This is a genomic window from Gordonia neofelifaecis NRRL B-59395 (assembly GCF_000192435.1).
Classification (GTDB): domain Bacteria; phylum Actinomycetota; class Actinomycetes; order Mycobacteriales; family Mycobacteriaceae; genus Gordonia; species Gordonia neofelifaecis.
The window spans coordinates 1-17134 of the sequence record NZ_AEUD01000004.1; the positions used below are offsets into that span (position 1 = coordinate 1).

The 17134-nt window shown below is 67.2% G+C and carries 17 protein-coding genes and 1 tRNA gene; 8 read left to right on the plus strand and 10 right to left on the minus strand.

The window, feature by feature from the left end:
* Positions 1-62: 62 nt before the first annotated feature.
* From SCNU_RS05780 to SCNU_RS05795, 4 genes are all read right to left on the minus strand, one after another.
* Positions 63-269, minus strand: a complete 207-nt coding sequence (locus SCNU_RS05780) for a helix-turn-helix domain-containing protein (protein ID WP_009678416.1) — start codon at positions 267-269, stop codon at positions 63-65.
* Between the two features lie 336 nt (positions 270-605).
* Positions 606-678: transfer RNA gene (locus tag SCNU_RS05785), tRNA-Asn, on the minus strand.
* A gap of 63 nt (positions 679-741) precedes the next feature.
* Positions 742-1434 carry a GntR family transcriptional regulator gene (locus SCNU_RS05790; RefSeq protein ID WP_040517797.1) on the minus strand — a complete coding sequence of 231 codons (693 nt, stop codon included), beginning with the start codon at positions 1432-1434 and terminating at the stop codon, positions 742-744.
* On the minus strand, positions 1424-2563 hold the full coding sequence (locus SCNU_RS05795) for an acyl-CoA dehydrogenase family protein (protein ID WP_009678418.1): 1140 nt from the start codon (positions 2561-2563) through the stop codon (positions 1424-1426). Before SCNU_RS05795 ends, SCNU_RS05790 begins: the two co-directional genes overlap by 11 nt.
* 127 nt (positions 2564-2690) lie before the next feature.
* Between SCNU_RS05795 and SCNU_RS05800 the strand changes: the two genes are divergently transcribed.
* The gene (locus SCNU_RS05800) at positions 2691-3377 is read left to right on the plus strand and encodes a hypothetical protein (protein WP_009678419.1); all 687 of its coding nucleotides are present in this window, start codon (positions 2691-2693) and stop codon (positions 3375-3377) included.
* 8 nt (positions 3378-3385) lie between these two features.
* Here the strand turns inward: SCNU_RS05800 and SCNU_RS05805 are convergent, their stop codons facing one another.
* Entirely contained in the window at positions 3386-4567 is a 1182-nt protein-coding gene (locus SCNU_RS05805; protein WP_083812560.1) for a TetR/AcrR family transcriptional regulator, read from the minus strand.
* A 174-nt stretch (positions 4568-4741) separates the two neighbouring features.
* Between SCNU_RS05805 and SCNU_RS05810 the strand changes: the two genes are divergently transcribed.
* The 7 genes from SCNU_RS05810 (at position 4742) to SCNU_RS05840 (ending at position 12162) form a co-directional block, all read left to right on the plus strand.
* A complete protein-coding gene (locus SCNU_RS05810) occupies positions 4742-5539 on the plus strand; it encodes an enoyl-CoA hydratase-related protein (protein WP_009678421.1) in 798 nt (265 codons plus the stop codon).
* A gap of 57 nt (positions 5540-5596) precedes the next feature.
* Entirely contained in the window at positions 5597-7195 is a 1599-nt protein-coding gene (gene fadD5 / locus SCNU_RS05815; RefSeq protein ID WP_009678422.1) for a fatty-acid--CoA ligase FadD5, read from the plus strand.
* A 128-nt stretch (positions 7196-7323) separates the two neighbouring features.
* The gene (locus tag SCNU_RS05820) at positions 7324-8454 is read left to right on the plus strand and encodes an NDMA-dependent alcohol dehydrogenase (protein WP_009678423.1); all 1131 of its coding nucleotides are present in this window, start codon (positions 7324-7326) and stop codon (positions 8452-8454) included.
* 145 nt (positions 8455-8599) lie between these two features.
* Positions 8600-8983: a hypothetical protein gene (locus SCNU_RS05825; RefSeq protein WP_009678424.1), complete on the plus strand. Its 384-nt coding sequence runs from the start codon at positions 8600-8602 to the stop codon at positions 8981-8983.
* A 155-nt stretch (positions 8984-9138) separates the two neighbouring features.
* Entirely contained in the window at positions 9139-10071 is a 933-nt protein-coding gene (locus tag SCNU_RS05830) for a hypothetical protein (protein WP_009678425.1), read from the plus strand.
* A 46-nt stretch (positions 10072-10117) separates the two neighbouring features.
* Complete coding sequence (locus tag SCNU_RS05835; RefSeq protein ID WP_040517799.1) at positions 10118-10939, plus strand: serine hydrolase domain-containing protein; 822 nt, start codon at positions 10118-10120, stop codon at positions 10937-10939.
* A 98-nt stretch (positions 10940-11037) separates the two neighbouring features.
* A complete protein-coding gene (locus SCNU_RS05840) occupies positions 11038-12162 on the plus strand; it encodes a baeRF8 domain-containing protein (protein ID WP_040517860.1) in 1125 nt (374 codons plus the stop codon).
* Between the two features lie 75 nt (positions 12163-12237).
* Here SCNU_RS05840 and SCNU_RS05845 read toward each other — a convergent pair whose 3' ends face one another.
* The 5 genes from SCNU_RS05845 to SCNU_RS05865 all read right to left on the minus strand — a co-directional run bounded on the left by SCNU_RS05845 (position 12238) and on the right by SCNU_RS05865 (position 17064).
* The gene (locus SCNU_RS05845) at positions 12238-12756 is read right to left on the minus strand and encodes a DUF3145 domain-containing protein (RefSeq protein ID WP_009678428.1); all 519 of its coding nucleotides are present in this window, start codon (positions 12754-12756) and stop codon (positions 12238-12240) included.
* Between the two features lie 239 nt (positions 12757-12995).
* Entirely contained in the window at positions 12996-14447 is a 1452-nt protein-coding gene (locus SCNU_RS05850) for an acyl-CoA carboxylase subunit beta (RefSeq protein WP_009678429.1), read from the minus strand.
* Positions 14448-14476: 29 nt separating this feature from the next.
* On the minus strand, positions 14477-15742 hold the full coding sequence (locus SCNU_RS05855) for a KasA/KasB family beta-ketoacyl-ACP synthase (RefSeq protein ID WP_040517801.1): 1266 nt from the start codon (positions 15740-15742) through the stop codon (positions 14477-14479).
* 1 nt (position 15743) lies between these two features.
* The gene (gene acpM, locus SCNU_RS05860; RefSeq protein WP_006895207.1) at positions 15744-16046 is read right to left on the minus strand and encodes a meromycolate extension acyl carrier protein AcpM; all 303 of its coding nucleotides are present in this window, start codon (positions 16044-16046) and stop codon (positions 15744-15746) included.
* Positions 16047-16152: 106 nt separating this feature from the next.
* Complete coding sequence (locus SCNU_RS05865; RefSeq protein ID WP_040517804.1) at positions 16153-17064, minus strand: ACP S-malonyltransferase; 912 nt, start codon at positions 17062-17064, stop codon at positions 16153-16155.
* Between the last annotated feature and the right edge of the window lie 70 nt (positions 17065-17134).

The following is a 17134-nucleotide window of genomic DNA, read 5'->3' on the forward strand; positions in this document are numbered from 1 at the left end:
TGCGAGGCTGTCGTTGACCATCTGGACCCGTCTGGAGCGGTCGACAGGGGAGCCGCCTCGCCTCAGCCATTCGGGTACATGTACTTCCGCAGCGAGCGCGCGGTGATCTTCACCGTCGTGCCGCGCCGACGGTTGCCGACGACGGTGAGTTTGCGCGCGGCCAACAGGCGATCGACGGTGCGCTCGCTGACGCCGAGGCGTTCTGCGACCTCGGTCTTGCTGAAGCACCACAGGTCGTCGTGTGACTCGGGCGCATTGGTTCTGGGCATGGTTCATCGACTCCGTTTACGGAATCGACCACAGCCAACTGTCGAGGCTTACGGCGGCTTGGGGCCTGCTGCTCGTGATACGTGGTCTGGTGCTTCTATCCGGCGTGGGCCTCGGTCATGGCCCGCATCGGTCCGTCCTTACGTTCCGATCCATGTCCGACGCACCGCCAGCTCCAGGGCGCTCGACTATGAAGTTTGCGCCGCCGATGCGGCACAGCCCCATCCTATCGGAGATCCGTCAAGAATCGACTACTTGCGCCATCGAGGGCCCCACGTGAACCCCACGACGAATCCGCAGAAACAAGAAAACCACCTGTGAACAGGTGGTTTTCGTTGCTCCCCCAATTGGACTCGAACCAATAACCTGCCGATTAACAGTCGGCTGCTCTGCCAATTGAGCTATGGGGGATTGCTCTGTCTCGAACGAGAACAGACTCTATCCCATGAATCTTCGAGAGTGCAAAACGGCTGGTCAGGGCTCTTCTCGCCAGATCGGAGTCTGAGCGAGATGCTTGATCAGACGGTCGGCGCCATCGGTGAACTCTCGGCGAATGCACGCCGCCGCGGCGTCGGCGTCGCCGGCGCGGTAAGCCGCGATGAGTTCGTCGTGGAGTTCGGCGGTGGCCGCGCCCCATTCGGGGTCGGATGCGTACAGCTCGTGCGGGGTGTACCGGGTGGTGCTCATCAGGATCCACGCGAGCTTGGCGTTCCCGCTGATCTGATTGTGGGTGCGGTGGAACTCGAACTCCGCAGCGGTCAGCGCGGCCCGATCGCCCGATCGCAGCGCGCTGCGGAATTGGGCGTTGGCCCACGCGAGCTCGTCGGCCTGCGTGGGTGTGACGACCGCGGCCGTCCGCCGAGCGATCCGCGCGGCCGCCTCGCCCTGCAACCAGAACAGGTCGTCGACGTCGGTGCGCGTCAGCTGCGCGACCTCATAGCCGCGATGCGGGGCGAGGAGCACCATGCCCTCGCCCCGCAGCGTGAGAAGGGCCTCTCGAACCGGCGTCACGCTGACGCCCAGTTCCAGCGCGGTCTCATCGATCCGGATCCGCTCACCGGGCAGCACCCCGGCGGTCATGATCTTGTGCCGGAGGATCGATGCGACCTCCTCGGACAACTGCGGGCGTCGCCGCCGTTGTCCAGAGGTCGTGGAATCAGAGGCCATACGTCTTTCCGATGATGTCGCGCTGGATCTCGTTGGTGCCGCCGAAGACGGTGGAGATGATCGCCGACCGCATCAGGCGCTCGGCGTCGAACTCGGTGGCGTAACCATAACCGCCCATCATCTGCATGCCGTCGATGGTCATCTTCTTGCTGGTCTCGGTGGCCTTCAGCTTCACCATCGACGCCTCGCGCGGCATCATCTTCTCGGGGTGCGCGTCGGCGGCGCGTGCCACGCTGTAGACGAGCTCGCGGGTGCAGGCGATCTCGGTGGCGTGGTCGGCCATACGGTGGCGCAGCGCCTGGAACGAGCCGATCGGACGGCCGAACTGCTTGCGGTCCTTGATGAATGCCAGGGTGTCGTCGAACGACCGACGCGCCAGACCCAGCTGCATGGCCGCGAGGATGAGTCGCTCCGAGTTGAGGCCGGACATCAGCTGACGCCAGCCGTCGCCGACGGTTCCGACGACCGCCGAGTCGGGGACGAAGCAGTCGGTGAAGTAGAGGTCGTTGACCTCGCGGCCGCCGAGGGTGTCGATGCCGCTGATCTTCAGCCCCGGGGTACCCGCCGGAACGTGGAACTGGGTCAGGCCCTCGTGCTTGCCGCCCGAGCGATCGGTGCGCGCGATCAGCAGGATGCTCTTCGAGAAGTGCGCGTTGGAGCACCAGGTCTTCTGCCCGTTGATCTTCCAGCCGCCGTCGACCTTCTCGGCGCGACAGGTGAGCGCGCCGACGTCCGACCCCGCCTCCGGCTCCGACATCGAGACCGACAGCGAGTCACCGGCGACGACGCCGGCCAGCACTTCGCGGCGGAGGTCGTCGTTCGCGAACTTGGCGTAGGCGGCCGCGGTGATCAGGGTGGGGCCGACAGCGCCGATCGGCGCCTGACAGCGCACGGCCTCCTCGAGGAAGATGCACATCTCGACGTTGCCCGCGCCGGCACCGCCGAACTCCTCGGCGACGTTGATGCCCGCCCAGCCCAGGGCAGCCATCTTCCGATACAGCTCATCTGAATGCGCGTCTGCGCCGTTGTTGGTGAGGACGTCCCGCTGCTGGCGGGTGCCGACCTCGCGTTCGCAGAAGTCGGTGACCGCCTGTGCGAAGGCGGTCTGTTCCGGCGTGAATTCGACCATGGGTACTCCCTGACTACGTGCTGAATGAAACAGATCACTTCATTCGTATCACATATATGTATTGGACTGAGGAGTGAGCTATATCACTTTCAATCAACGCGGCTATCAGCGGTTAGGGTTGGACCCCATGAGTGATGGTTCGGACGATCCGAAGACGGCCGCCGTCCGGGACGGTGGGATCTCCGATCGCGACGAGCTGCTGGCCGAGAACCGCGCCCGCCGCGCAGAGCTCCGCGAGGATCGGGAGGCGAAGGCCGCAGGGAAGGCCGCGGGCGACGGCGATGCCGAGGCCGGCGTGTCGGCGGAAGTCGTGACCGGTGCGTCGCCGAGCACTCCGCGGAAGACAGTCGTGGTCTTCGGTGTGACAGTGGCGGTGCTGCTGGCGGTCATCGCGGTCTTGGCCTACCTGCTCCTCACCGATGACTCGGCGGAGGCCGATCGGGAGGCCGCCGCGACGGCGAGCGAGTACGCGACGACCGTGCTGACGTACTCGGCCGGGAAGTACTCCGATCTCGACAAGCGGATTCGGGAGATCTCGACGCCCGAATTCGCGGACGAGTACATCAAGTCCTCGCAGCAGGCCAGGGCGGGGAACGACGAAGCACAGGCGAGTGGAACCGCTCGGGTCGTGGAAGCCGGAGTGATCTCCCGGTCGGATGATGAAGCGGTCGTGCTCGTCGCAATGAACCAGAACGTCAAATCGCCGCTGGCACCGGCGACCGCGAAGGACGGCGTCGATTACGAATCGCGCATCAGGATCACCCTGACTCGAGACGGCGATTCGTGGAAGCTGTCCGAGTTGACGGTGGTTTAGGACGCGCGTCAGTCTCCGGTGAGGACCGCCGCGACGACGACCGCGGCGGTGGACGCGTCGAGGTCGCGGTAGGCGATGGTCAGATCGGTCGCCACGTTCAGGGCGGCGTGCACCAGGAATCGGGCCGCCGCCGGTGCGACGTCGGGCCGGGCACGCTGCAGCCACGTCGCCCACTCGTCGACGTTGAGTCGTTGCTGACGGCGTAGCGCCCGCCGATCGGCGACGTCGAGTGCGCCCATGTCACGCAGGTACACGGCCATGATCTCGGGATCGCTGACGCAGAGGCTGCTGTACTCGGCCGCCAATGCGACGAGTGCCTCGTTGGGGGTGGTCGCGTTGGCCAGACCGTCGGCGATCGCCGCGGTGGTCCGCTCGGAGCCGCGCCAGAGAGCCGCGGTGAGAATGGCGTTCTTCGACGAGAAGTGCCGGTAGACGCCCGAGGGCGGGAGGTCGACCGCGGCGCCGATCTCTTCGAGCGTGACCTCGTGGAATCCACGAGAGGCGAAGAGCTTGATCGATTCGGTGAGCACGGCCTCGCGACGTCCGAGGGGAGTCAGGCCGGTCGAGTCCGCCGCGGTGGCCGGATCCGGCAGGTCCAGTTCGACGACGGTCTCGACGGTTCCGCACAGCGTGTCGAGAACGGCCCGGCGAGCGAGACCGACGCGATGCGTCACCGGACTGGCGACGATCGACAGGGCCGCGGTCACCAGCAGTCGGACGGTCCGCTCGGGTGCCACCGGACGGGCGCGACCGAGCAGCGCGACGAGTCGTTCGCGGGTGCCTGCGGACAGTTCGGCGAGGCGTCGGCGGTCGTCGCCCTGCAGCAGTCGCGGCTCTCGGCGGTAGATGTTGCCCGTCTCGCGGTTGTCCAGGGCATTGCCCGCCATGGCTCGGATCACCGCCAGGAGTTCCCGTCGCGGGTCGTCGTCCGTGGGCACTGCGGCGGCGGCCGCGGCGAGTTGCTCGGCGAGATCGATCAGGGCGGCGGCGAACAGTTCGTACTTGCCCGAGAAGTGCTTGTACAGCGCCGGCGCCGAGATCCCGGCCTCCTCGGCGACGGCACCGAGGCGGGTGGCGTGGAAGCCGTGTTCGGCGAAGCTCCGAGCGGCGGCTGTCAGGATCACGTCGCGGCGGTCCGCCGGGCGTATACGTGCTCGGCCCGCCGGGCGGCTGTCGGCTCGCGATGTCATGAGGATCGATGTTAACGAATCTCGAAACTCGAGAAGCCGGAATCAGGTATCGGAATAGGCTGAGGTCAGAGCATCACGGTGGGCGGAAAAGTTAATCATCATTCGCATGACCTGAGTCACTTTCGGTGCTACGGTGATGGCGATTACGACGATCCCACGAGCGCGAGGAGTGCGATGATCAGCGAGGCCGAATGTTCCGACGGGGTGTGGGGGAGCATCGATCAGGACGGCATCGCTCGGCTCGAGATCGACCGGCCCAAGCAGCTGAACGCGCTCGACGGGGCGGCCTCTGCCCGGGTCATCGCCCTCTGTGATGAGTGGGCGGTGCGCGACGACGTGCGCGTCGTCGTGCTGTCCGGACGCGGCGGTGCCTTCAGCGCGGGCGCGGACGTCGCGGGCATGGCGTCGGATGCGGCCGGATCCGGGGGATTCGACGAGGCCGCGTCGCGCGCCATCATCGAGAACGGCTCGAATCTGGTCCGGGCGATCCGCCGTCTGCCGATGCCGGTGATCGCGGCCCTCGACGGCCCGGCGGTCGGCATCGGCGCCTCGATGGCGGTGGCGGCCGACCTCGTCTACGCGACCAGTCGGTCGTACTTCATGCTGGCCTTCGTCAACATCGGTCTGATGCCCGACGGCGGGGCGTCGGCGATCTTCACCGCGGCGGTCGGACGCGCGCGGGCCAACGCGATGGCGTTGCTCGGCGAGAAGCTGTCAGCCGCCGATGCCTACGCCTTCGGGCTGATCAACTCGTTCTTCGAAGACCCCGCCGGTCTGGCCGCCGCGGTGGACAGGGTCGCAGCCAAGCTGGCCAAGACGCCGCAGCACGCATTGGCGCTGACGAAGTCGGCGCTCGACGAGCACTCTCTGCACGGCTTCCAGGCCGCGCTCGACCGCGAGATCGCGGGCCAGACCGCGCTGCTGCAGTCACCCCAGTTCCACGCCGCGCTCAAGGCGTTCGCCGGACGCTGAGCCGGTCTGCACGACCATCCGACTTCCACGATTCAGAACACCGCAACAGGAGACGACATGACCGAGACGCTGGGCTTCACTCTCACCGACGAGCCGTTGCGTTCGCGACGCAGCCATTGGAACAACCAGGTCCGCCGTCACGCCGAGGCCAAGCCAGACGCCGTGGCCCTGCGCTTCCTCGGGAAGGGCACCACCTGGCGGGAGCTCGACGACCGTACGCATTCCCTGGCGGCGTCACTGCTGCGCCGGGGCGTGCAGTTCGGCGATCGGATCCTGGTGCTGATGCTCAACCGCACCGAGTACGTCGAACTCACCCTGGCCGCCAACCTGATCGGCGCCATTCCGGTGCCGGTCAACATCCGGATGGCGCCGGCCGAAGTGGCCTTCCTGGTCGAGGACTCGGGGGCGCGGATCATCGTTACCGAGACCATGCTGGCGCCGCTCGCCGACGCCGTCGCGGGGATCACCGGCGCGGTCGACACGATCATCAACGTCGGTGACATCGCCAACGCGACGCACCTGGGATTCGAGGACCTGGTCGCCGAGGAAGGGGAGCCGCTGCCGGAGATCGACATCCCGGAGGACACGATCGCGCTGATCATGTACACCTCGGGCACCACGGGCAAGCCGAAGGGGTCGATGCTGACACACCAGAACCTGCAGGCGCAGGCGGTGACGTGCATCCAGGCACTGAACACGGCCGACGACGACATCGCGTCCTGTGTGGCGCCGATGTTCCACATCGCCGCACTGGGCGCGATGACGCCGACCTTCTACATGGGTGCGACGACCGTGATCCATCCGCTCGGCAACTTCGATCCGAACCAGATGCTCGACGTCCTCGAGGCCGAGGGCACCACGTCGATCTTCCTGGTGCCCGCGCAATGGCAGGCCGTCTGCGCCGCCCAGCAGGCCAAGCCGCGCGACCTCAAGCTCCGGGTGATCAGCTGGGGCGCCGCGCCTGCGTCGGACACGGTGCTGCGCGCGATGAACGAGACCTTCCCCGACGCGATGAACGTCGCGGTGTTCGGTCAGACCGAGATGTCCCCGATCACCTGCGTGCTGCACGGTAAGGACGCGCTGCGCAAGCTGGGATCCATCGGCAAGGTGGTCCCGTGCGTCACCGCCCGCGTGGTCGACGCCGCGATGAACGACGTGCCGCGCGGGGAGGTCGGCGAGATCGTCTACCGCGGCCCGAACCTGATGGCCGGCTACTGGCAGAACCCGCAGGGCACCGCGGATGCCTTCGCGGGCGGCTGGTTCCACTCGGGCGACCTGGTGCGCCAGGACGAGGAGGGGTTCCTGTACGTCGTCGATCGTGCGAAGGACATGATCATCTCGGGCGGTGAGAACATCTATTGCGCCGAGGTGGAGAACGCGCTGTTCGGCCATCCCAAGATCGCCGAGGCCGCGATCATCGGCCGGGCCCACGAGAAGTGGGGCGAGGTGCCGGTCGCGGTGGTCGTTCTCGCCGACGGCGTCGACGATCTCACGCTGGCCGAGATGGAGCCGTACCTCAACGAGAACCTGGCGCGCTTCAAGCACCCGAAGGACCTCGTGATCCTCGACGAGCTCCCGCGAAACGCCGGCGGCAAGGTGGTCAAGCCGCAGTTGCGCCAGGCCTACGGCAGCAAAGACGCAGGCCTCGCGAACTGAGAACTGGAACGTGTTTCATTTTTGCCCGGAAGTGACTACCCTCACTAGCAGATGCGGCTGAGGCCGTACGTCATCTGTCGGATGCGGCCTCGCCGCCGCAACGGGATTCGAAATAGAGGTAAATGACTGTGAAGACCAAGGGCGCCATCCTGCGGGAGCTGAACACGCCGTGGAAGATCGAAGAGATCGAGATCGGTGATCCCAAGGCGCACGAGATCAAGATCCGCATGGAGGCGGCGGGTATGTGCCACTCCGATCATCACCTGATGACCGGCGGCATCCCGATGGGCGGATTCCCGATCCTCGGCGGTCACGAGGGCGCGGGCGTCGTCGAGCAGATCGGCGAGGGCGTCACCGATTTCGAGGTGGGCGACCACGTCGTGCTGTCGTTCATCCCGTCCTGCGGCAAGTGCCGCTCGTGCAAGGCGGGCGTCGCGAACCTGTGCGACTTCGGTGCGATGCTGCTGCAGGGCGAAGCGGTCTCCGACCACACCTTCCGGATCCACACCGCCGACGGCGAGCCGGTGTACCCGATGACGCTGCTGGGCACCTTCAGCCCGTACATGGTGGTGCACGAGGCCTCGGCGGTGAAGATCGACAAGGAGATCCCCTTCGAGGTCGCCGCACTGTGCGGTTGCGGCATCCCCACCGGATACGGTTCCTCGACCCGCAGCGGCGACGTCCGTCCGGGCGAGGACGTGGCGATCATCGGCGTCGGCGGCGTCGGCACCGCGGCCCTGCAGGGCGCGGTGATCGCCGGTGCGCGCAATGTCTTCGCCATCGACCCGGTGGAGTGGAAGCGTGAGCAGGCCCTCAAGTTCGGCGCCACCCACGCGTTCGCCAGCGTCGAAGAGGCGATGAACGAGATCGGCAACGCCACCGAGTGGGGCATGTGCCAGAAGGTCGTCGTCACCGTCGGAGAGGTGTTCGGCAAGGACGTCGACACCTGGCTGAGCATCACCGCCAAGAACGGCACCTGCGTGCTGACCGGCATGGGCAACATGATGGACAACCAGGTCACGCTCAACCTGTCGATGCTGACTCTGCTGCAGAAGAACCTGCAGGGCAGCATCTTCGGCGGCGCCAACCCGAAGCTCGACATCCCGAACCTGTTGTCGATGTACAAGATCGGCAAGCTCAAGATCGAAGAGATGATCACCCGGCAGTACAGCCTCGATCAGATCAACGAGGGCTACCAGGACATGCTCGACGGCCGGAACATCCGCGGCGTCATCCGCTACACCGACGCCGACCGGTAGGTATCTGCCGACCGAAAACGTCCCCGTGAGTGGCGGCGGAGGGCTATCTGCCCTCGGCCGCCCTCGCGGGGACGTTTCGTTCGGTCTGTCGGCGGGTGACGTGGCGGTGGGCTATGGTCGCGGGAGTTGAACCGGGGGAGACGCCGTGCGTGAGTTGACCAACGACGATCTGGGGCTGCTGCTCTCGCTGTTCGCGGTGCTGCTGCTGGCCTTCGCGGCCAACTTCCACTTCTCGCGGAAGGCGGTGCGCCGCCACCGCGCCGCGGCGAGCGCGTTCGTGTTGCTCAGCTTCCTCGGCGAACTGTCGACGGTGATCGCGCTGCTGCTGACCTGGATCGCGCTGTGGAGTCCGGCGGCCTGGGACCGCATCGACGATCTACTGGTGTTCGTTCCGGGCACCGTCGCGATCGGGTGCGCGGTGGTCCTCACGGTCGAGTCCGTGTACGCGCGATCGATCCAGATCATCCGGGCCGAGCGGGACACGGCGGTCGACGTGGACCCGCGCGAGGGCGACGGGCCGCGCCATTAGGTGGGTGCGCGTGTCCACGAGCCGGCGTCGGTGACGAAACCACTGGTCGCAGTCGGTCGCGCCGAAATTTTAGTTCCTGTCGTGTCTGCGCCGGTCGGACCCGCGGCCGTGTCCTAATCTGATCGAGTCCGGCCGATGGTCGAAGTGGGGGAGAGATGGCAGAGAAGAAGAGTCCGCGCTCGCGCGCCGAGCGAGGTGCCGAGATCGCCGAGCACGAGACCGTGGCGGGCGGCGCCTTCCAGGCCTCGCCGGAGGCCGAGTCGGCCGCGCTGCGGTTGCGCATCGTCGCGGCCTTGCTGTGGGCGGTGGCGATCGCCGGGGAGGTGGTCGCGATCCTCTGGGTGCTGCGCCAGGATCCGATCAAGATGTGGCTGCTGATCGTGATGATCGTCGTCATCGGCGCGTTCGCGGTCGGCGGCTCGTTGCTCTGGAAGAAGGCCAACCGTCTCGACCCGGCGTCGGAGAAGGACAAGGTCCGATTCTTCGTCCAGAACCAGCTCGGCGTCATCATCACGGTGATCGCCTTCCTGCCGCTGATCGTGCTGATCTTTCTGAACAAGGATCTGGACGGTAAGCAGAAGGGGATCGCGGGCGGGGTCGCGATAGTCGTCGCCGTCCTCGTCGGCGCGGCGAGTGCGGACTGGAACCCGCCGTCGGTGGAGCAGTACAGCGTCGAGACGAACGTGGTGCAGCAGCTGACCGGCGAGAACGAGGTGTACTACACCAAGGGCGGTTCGGTGTTCCACGTCTGCGCGGATGTGCCCGATCTCCGGCGGTCCAAGCAGATCTCGGCCGGCACCGTCGAGCAGGCGCACGCCGATGGCAAGGACCGGCTCACCAAGAAATGGGTCTCGGAGGCGATCAACAACTGCGGCATCCCGGCGGCGAAGGTCGACCAGGTGCTCGGTGACGTCGACGACGTGACCACCACCCTCGACGAGGACCAGTTCACCACCGGTGCCGACGGCAAGCCCGCGGTGAATGCGGAGGTGGAGAGGTCCGCGCCCGCTCCGGCCTCGACGCCGCGTGCCACGAGCAGCCGGACCCCGAGCACCGGACCCGCAGCTTCCAGCAGGCCGGCGGCCTGACCGCAGCGGTGGTCGAGCCCGCGGAGGGGGCCAGTAGGCTCGCAGCGTGAGGTCTCTGAGCGCGCTGTCCGAATGGCCCGTCGACAATGTTGCGGCGGTGGTGCTCACCGTCGACGGGATCCGGGGAAGCCACGGTGACACCTGGAGGGTGTACGAACTCGCCTCGGTGACCAAGCTGTTGGTCGCGCAGGCCGTGCTGGTCGCGGTCGAAGAGGGCGCCGTCGAACTCGACACCCCCGCCGGACCCCCGGGTGCGACCGTCGCGCATCTGCTCGCTCACGCGTCCGGCCTGGCCTTCGACAGCAGTGAGGCCGTGGCCGGTGTCGCCGAGCAACGGATCTATTCGAGCGCGGGCTTCGAGGTGCTCGCGCAGACCGTCGAGGAGGCGGCGGGCATCGCCTTCGCCGACTACCTCGACGAGGCCGTGTGCGCCCCGCTCGGGATGAGCGCGACCGGACTCTTCGGACCGGCGGGTCATGCGGCACGATCGACCGCCGCGGATCTGACGCGGTTCGCCGCGGATCTGCTCGCGCCGCGGCTCGTGTCGCCGGACCTCGCCGCCGCGGCGACGACCGTCCAGTTCCCGGGGCTGGACGGATTCGTGCCCGGATACGGAAAGCACCGTCCGAACGACTGGGGTCTCGGTTTCGAGATCCGAAGTCGCAAGAGCCCCCATTGGACCGCCCCGGGACACTCGCCCCGCACCTTCGGCCACTTCGGTCAGGCCGGCACATACCTCTGGGTGGATCCGGACCGCGCGGCTGCGGCCGTCGTGCTGACCGATCGGCCTTTCGGGGCCTGGGCGAAGCCTCTCTGGAGTGAGTTCAACCAGACGATCATCGAGGAACTGGACGCCTCGGCCGGGTAGCCTCGGAAACAGAACGCGGTCGCATCCTCTGCCGATGTCGTCGGGTGTTCGCCCGCGTACGCCGCGTTCGCACCTGAGAAACTCAAGGAGGCTTGTTCGTGGCTCGCTATGATTTTCCGACTACGACGGAGTTGCTCGAACTGGGCTCACCGCGCGATCACGCGGTGACCGTCTACGCGCAGGCCAACGCCGCGCAGTACGACCTGGCGCGCACCACCGTCAAGAGCGCGATGGACCGGGCGGTGCGATCCGTCCGCAACGGCGGTGGCAACCACGCGATAGAAGCGGCCCTGCACGACCGGACCACCGAGGTGCTGGCCGACGAGGGATGGCGGAAGCTGTCGCGGTCGTTGGCGGTGTTCGTGACGCCCGAGCGGGCGGAGATGTTCGTGCTGCCGAACGAATTCGAGAACCAGTTGCAGGTCGGCAGCTTCTTCGACGTCGGTCAGCTGGTGCGTTCGATAGCGACTCCGCAGCGGGCCTTCGCCCTCACCCTTTCTGCGGATGGATGGAACCTGTGGCGCGCCACCGGTTCCGAACTCGTCACCGAGGTCGACGTGGCCGCGGAAGGCATCGCCGACGTCGCCGACGCCACCAACCGGGCCACCGTGCGCGGACGCGGCCACGTCGGCAGGCTGCACGGTGACGAGGGAGCCAAGGCGTTGCTCGAGAAGTACGCCAAACGAGTGCATGAAGCCGTGGTCAAGGCAGTCGACGCCGAGGATCCCGCGGCGCATCTGCCGCTGTTCCTGTTCGCCGCCGACCCGCTGCTCGACATGTACGCCAACCTCGACCGCGGGCGGCGCGAACTGGCTCCGGTCCCCGGGAGTCCGGACGAGCTGACCGCTGCGCAGATCGACGAACGCATCCGGCAGGACCTCGCCGACATCAATGCCCGACGGGCGAACAGTACGGTCGACACGATCGGCGACGGCGTCTCCAAGGGCATCGTCGCGACCGACCTCGTGGATATCGCCCGCGCGGCGGTCGGCGGCAACGTCGACACGCTGGTCTACGACTTCACCGTCGACGTGCTCGGTCGTCTCGACGACCAGACCGGCGACCTCGTCTACCGCGACGACGGCTACGACCTCCTCTCGCGCATCGCGGTCTGGGTGCTGCAGACCGGTGGTCACGTGATTCCGGTGCGCGCGGACGACGTGGTCTCCGAGGTGTGGAATCGGACGGCGGTGGCGCGATTGCGGTATCCGCTGAGCCAGTAGTCGACCCGGACACGACACGGCCGCCCCGAGACTCTCGGGGCGGCCGTTTCTCGTCGATGAGGCGGAGACGCCGGTTCAGCCGACGCGCTGGCTCAGCCAGGTGACCTCGGCGCCGATTCCGCCCATGCGGTAGGTCTCGAGCGCTTCGTCCCAGGCGGTGCCGAGGATCGCGTCGAGCCCACCGGCGATGCCCGCGCTGTCGGGTTGGGCGTCCATCAGGGCCCGCAGTTGCATCTCACCGACGATTACGTCGCCGTTGGCGCCGGTGGAGCCGCGCCACAGGCCGAGCCCCGGAATGTGGCAGAACCGTTCGCCGTCGACGCCGTCGCTGGGATTCTCGGTGACCTCGAAGACGAGACCGGGCCATTCGCGCAGCGCCGTCGTCAGTCGCGCGCCCGTGCCGACGGGACCTGCCCAGTCGACGGTCGCACGCATCCGTCCGGGTTCGGCCTCCTGCGCCGACCACTTCAGGTCGGCCCGTGCATTCAGGGTCGACGAGAGCGCCCACTCGACATGCGGGCACAGCGCGACGGGAGAGGCGTGGACATACACCACACCGCTCGTCAGGTCCGCAAACTGATTCAGATTGCGCACTTTCTCACCTCCGGTTCGACGAGGAACGTCTTCCCCAAGCGCACCTACGCCGGAACCCGGATATCACACTGCTGATACAAAGTATGCCTTGTGATGTGCGTGTTGCGCCAGTTCTTTCTGTGGCGGATGTGTTGGAACCGTAGTGGTGACCACCGAACGGAGCTGGGTCGGGGACGACGAGGTCCCCGGAGCCAGGGGCATCCGGGGACCTCGTCGAACTGGCGCGCTGTCAGTTCACATCACAGCGGGATGTTCTTGTGGCGGCCGCGGCGCGCCGGTGCCGAAGCGAGCGCCTCGGCGATGATGCTGCGAGTCTTGGCGGGATCGATGATCTCGTCGACGACGCCGATCGACTGCGCGCGGCCGACGCCGCCCGCGATCTGCTCGTGCTCCACGGCGAGACGCTCGTGCAGTTCCTCGCGCTCTTCCTCGGGAGCGGCGGCGAGGGTCTTCTTGTGCAGGATGCCGACGGCCGCCTTGGCGCCCATCACGGCGACCTCGGAGCCGGGCCATGCGAAGACGGCGGTGGCACCGAGCGCCCGCGAATTCATGGCGATGTAGGCACCGCCGTAGATCTTGCGGGTCACCAGGGTGACGCGGGGGACCGAGCACTCGGCGAACGAGTGGAGGAGCTTGGCGCCGCGGCGCACGACGCCGTTCCACTCCTGGCCGACGCCCGGGAGGTAGCCGGGGACGTCGGTGACGACGATGATCGGCACACCGAAGGCGTCGCACAGGCGGACGAACCGGGAGGCCTTCTCAGCGGCCTCCGAGTTCAGGCAGCCGCCCATGCGCAGCGGGTTGTTCGCGACGATGCCGACGCTTCGGCCCGCGAGGCGACCGAAGCCGACGGTGATGTTCGGGGCCCACTTGGCCTGGAACTCCTCGAACGTCGTGACCTCGGTCTTGTCGTCGGCCGCGAGCTGCGTGTCGAGCATGGCCTCGATGATCGGGTGGACGTCGTAGGCGCGGCGGTTGGACTCGGGGAGCAGAGCGCGGAGGTCGGTGTCGCCGGCCTCGGCCTTCTCTCGGTTGAAGTGTCCCTGCTGGGAGAAGGTGCTGACCAGACGGCGGGCGCGCCAGTAGGCGTCCGCCTCGGAGTCCGCGGTGATGTGGCTGACGCCGGAGCGCTTGCCGTGCGTGTGCGGGCCGCCGAGCGACTCCATGTCCACCTGCTCGCCGGTGACGCTCTTGACCACGTCGGGACCGGTCACGAAGACGCGGCCCTCGGGGGCCATGATGACGACGTCGGTCAGCGCCGGACCGTATGCAGCACCGCCGGCGGCGAACCCGACCACCACGGAGATCTGCGGCACGTAGCCGGAGGCACGCACCATGGCCTCGAACACGCCCCCCACAGCGTGCAGGGCTTCGACGCCCTCGGCCAGTCGTGCGCCGCCCGAATGCCAGATGCCCACGACGGGCGTCTGCTCGGCGATGGCGGTGTCGATCGCGTTCACGATGTGAGCGCAACCGACGATCCCCATGGCACCGCCCATCACGGTGCCATCGGTGCAATAGGAGACGGTGCGGACACCGTTGACGTCGCCGATCGCTGCGAGCACACCCGACTTGTCACGGGGGTGCAGCAGCTCGACGGTTCCGTCGTCGAAGAAGCTAGTCAAACGCAGCAACGGATCACGAGGATCGGTTGCCTCCTCACGGCCGGGGATGGGTGCCAGTGTGGTCATCGGGTTCTCCTATGCGGGGGTTTTGGGGATCAGTATCGGCCGAATGCCAAGGCCACGTTGTGCCCACCGAATCCGAAGGAGTTGCTCAGCGCGTAGTCGATCTGTCCGCGGCGAGCCTCACCGTGCACGACGTCGATGTCGCCGCACTCCGGATCCTGGTTCTCCAGATTCAGCGTCGGGGGAATGACGGAGTCCTCCACCGACTTGATGGTCAGGACGGCTTCGAGGGCGCCGACGGCACCGATCGAATGTCCCAGGGCTGACTTGGGCGCGTAGATGGCTGCGTGGTTGCCCACGGCGGCCTGGATGCCCAGCGATTCTGCGGTGTCGCCGATGGGGGTCGACGTCGCATGCGCATTGACGTGCGTGATGTCCGACTTCTGCAGGCCCGCGGTCTGCAGCGATCGGATCATCGCGCGGGTGTTGCCCTGGCCCGACGGGTCCGGTGCAACGAGGTGGAAACCGTCCGACGTGATGCCGGAGCCCAGCAGTCGAGCGTGGATGTGAGCACCGCGCGCCTTGGCGTGGTCCTCGCGCTCGAGGATGAGCATGGCGGCCGCTTCACCGAAGACGAAGCCGTCGCGGTCCTTATCGAAGGGGCGCGACGCGGCCGCGGGGTCGTCGTTCCGCGTGCTCATCGCGCGCATCATGCTGAACGCGGCGATCGGCACAGCGTCGATGTGTCCCTCGACTCCGCCGCACATGATCATGTCGGCGTCGCCCATCACGATGTGGCGCCACGCGTGAGCGATGGCCTCCGCACCCGACGAGCAGGCCGAGACCGGCGTGATGACACCGGCGCGAGCACCGATGTTCAGGCCGGCGACGGCGGCGGGACCGTTCGGCATCGACATCGAGACGGCCAGCGGCGAGACCTTGCGGTAGTTACCGGTCTCGGTGAGCGCACGGTCGGCGTCGATCAGCGAATCCGCGCCGCCGATGCCGGTGCCGAGCACGACGCCGAGACGATCGGGATCGACCTCGGGTTCGCCGGCCTGCGCCCAGAGGCGCTTGCTCATCACATGCGACATCCGCTCGACGTACGACATCCGTCGCGCCTCGATACGGGTGACCTCGTTGGTCGGATCCTCGACGAGGCGACCACCGATGCTGACCGGCAGGTTGTACTGACTGACGAAATCGTCGGTCAGCTCCCGAATGCCGGACTTACCGGCGACGAGATTTTCCCAGGTCGTGTCGAGATCGGCCCCCAGGGACGTGGTGGCGACCATCGAGGTCACCACCACGCTAGGGAACTCCCCACCGCGAGTGGAAAAGTCACGAAGCTCGGTCATGCTAGGCCTGGCCGCCCTCGATCTGGGCGGCGATGGCTGCAGCGGTCTCGGGGTTCTCGGCCTCGAGCTTCTGGACGTAGGCGACGGTGTCGCCGACGGTGCGCAGGCTGGCGAGATCCTCGTCCGGCACCTTGACGCCGTACTTGTCCTCGACCTGAACGGCGATCTCGACCATCGACAGCGAGTCGATGTCCAGGTCGTCGACGAACGACTTCTCCAGGGTCACCTCCGACGGCTCGATGCCGGTGACTTCCTCGATGATCTCGGCGATGCCTGCGACGAGCTGTTCCTGAGTGGCGGCCACGATGTGGCTCCCTTCTTCGTTGCGTACTGCTTATGGGTGTTCCGGAGTCAGCGTGTGCTGAGTGGACGGGCCGTTGGGCCTTCCGGGGGTCGGGTGCTGCCGACCGCTATCCAAGTCCTGGGAGGTCCTCCAGATCTGCTGGGACCTTGACGGCGCGCGACGGCACGCCCTTCAATTCGCGCTTGGCGATGCCGACGAGCGTTCCGCCCGGTGCGAGCTCGACGATGGCGTCGGTGCCCGCGTCGCGGAGCGTCTCTGAACACAGATCCCAGCGAACGGGGCTGGTGACCTGCGTGACGAGGCGACCGAGCACCTCGGCACCGCTGGTCACCGGCTTGCCGTCGGCGTTCGACAGCAATGTCCGGTTGGGATCGGCCGGGCTCATGGTGGCGGCCGCGGCGGCGACGGCGTCCTGAGCGGGCGCCATGTATCGGGTGTGGAAGGCGCCGGCGACAGCGAGCTTGCGGATGCGGGCTTTCGCGGGCGGATCGGCGATCAGCTTCTCGATCGCGACGACGGATCCGGCCGCGACGATCTGACCCTTGGCGTTCCGGTTCGCCGGAACCAGGTCGAGGTCGTCGAGCCGAGTGAGCACCTCGGCTTCGTCGCCGCCGAGGATCGCCGCCATGGTGGTCTCTTCGAGTGCACAGGCCTTGGCCATCTCGGCACCGCGGATCCCGGCCAGCACCATCGCCTCGTCGGCCGAGAGGACGCCGGCGATCGCCGCAGCGGCGACCTCGCCGATGGAATGGCCGGCGATGACGGTGTCGGCGGGCAGTTCGCCGTGCTTGCTCGTCAGGGCGTCGAACGACAGCAGGGCCGCGGCGACGACGAGGGGCTGGGTGACCGCGGTGTCGGTGATCTCCTCCGCGGTCGCGGTGGTACCGAGCCGGGCCAGGTCCAAGCCGACCGCGTCAGACCACGCGGCGACACGGTCGCGGGCCCCGGGCAGCTCCAACCATTCGGTGAGCATGCCGGGTGTCTGTGAGCCCTGTCCGGGCGCAAGCAACGAAAGCACGTGACTAGGGAACACCTTTTCGGGACCTCGCAGGGGTGTTGCTGGGTACTAACCTTGGTATCGATCTTTG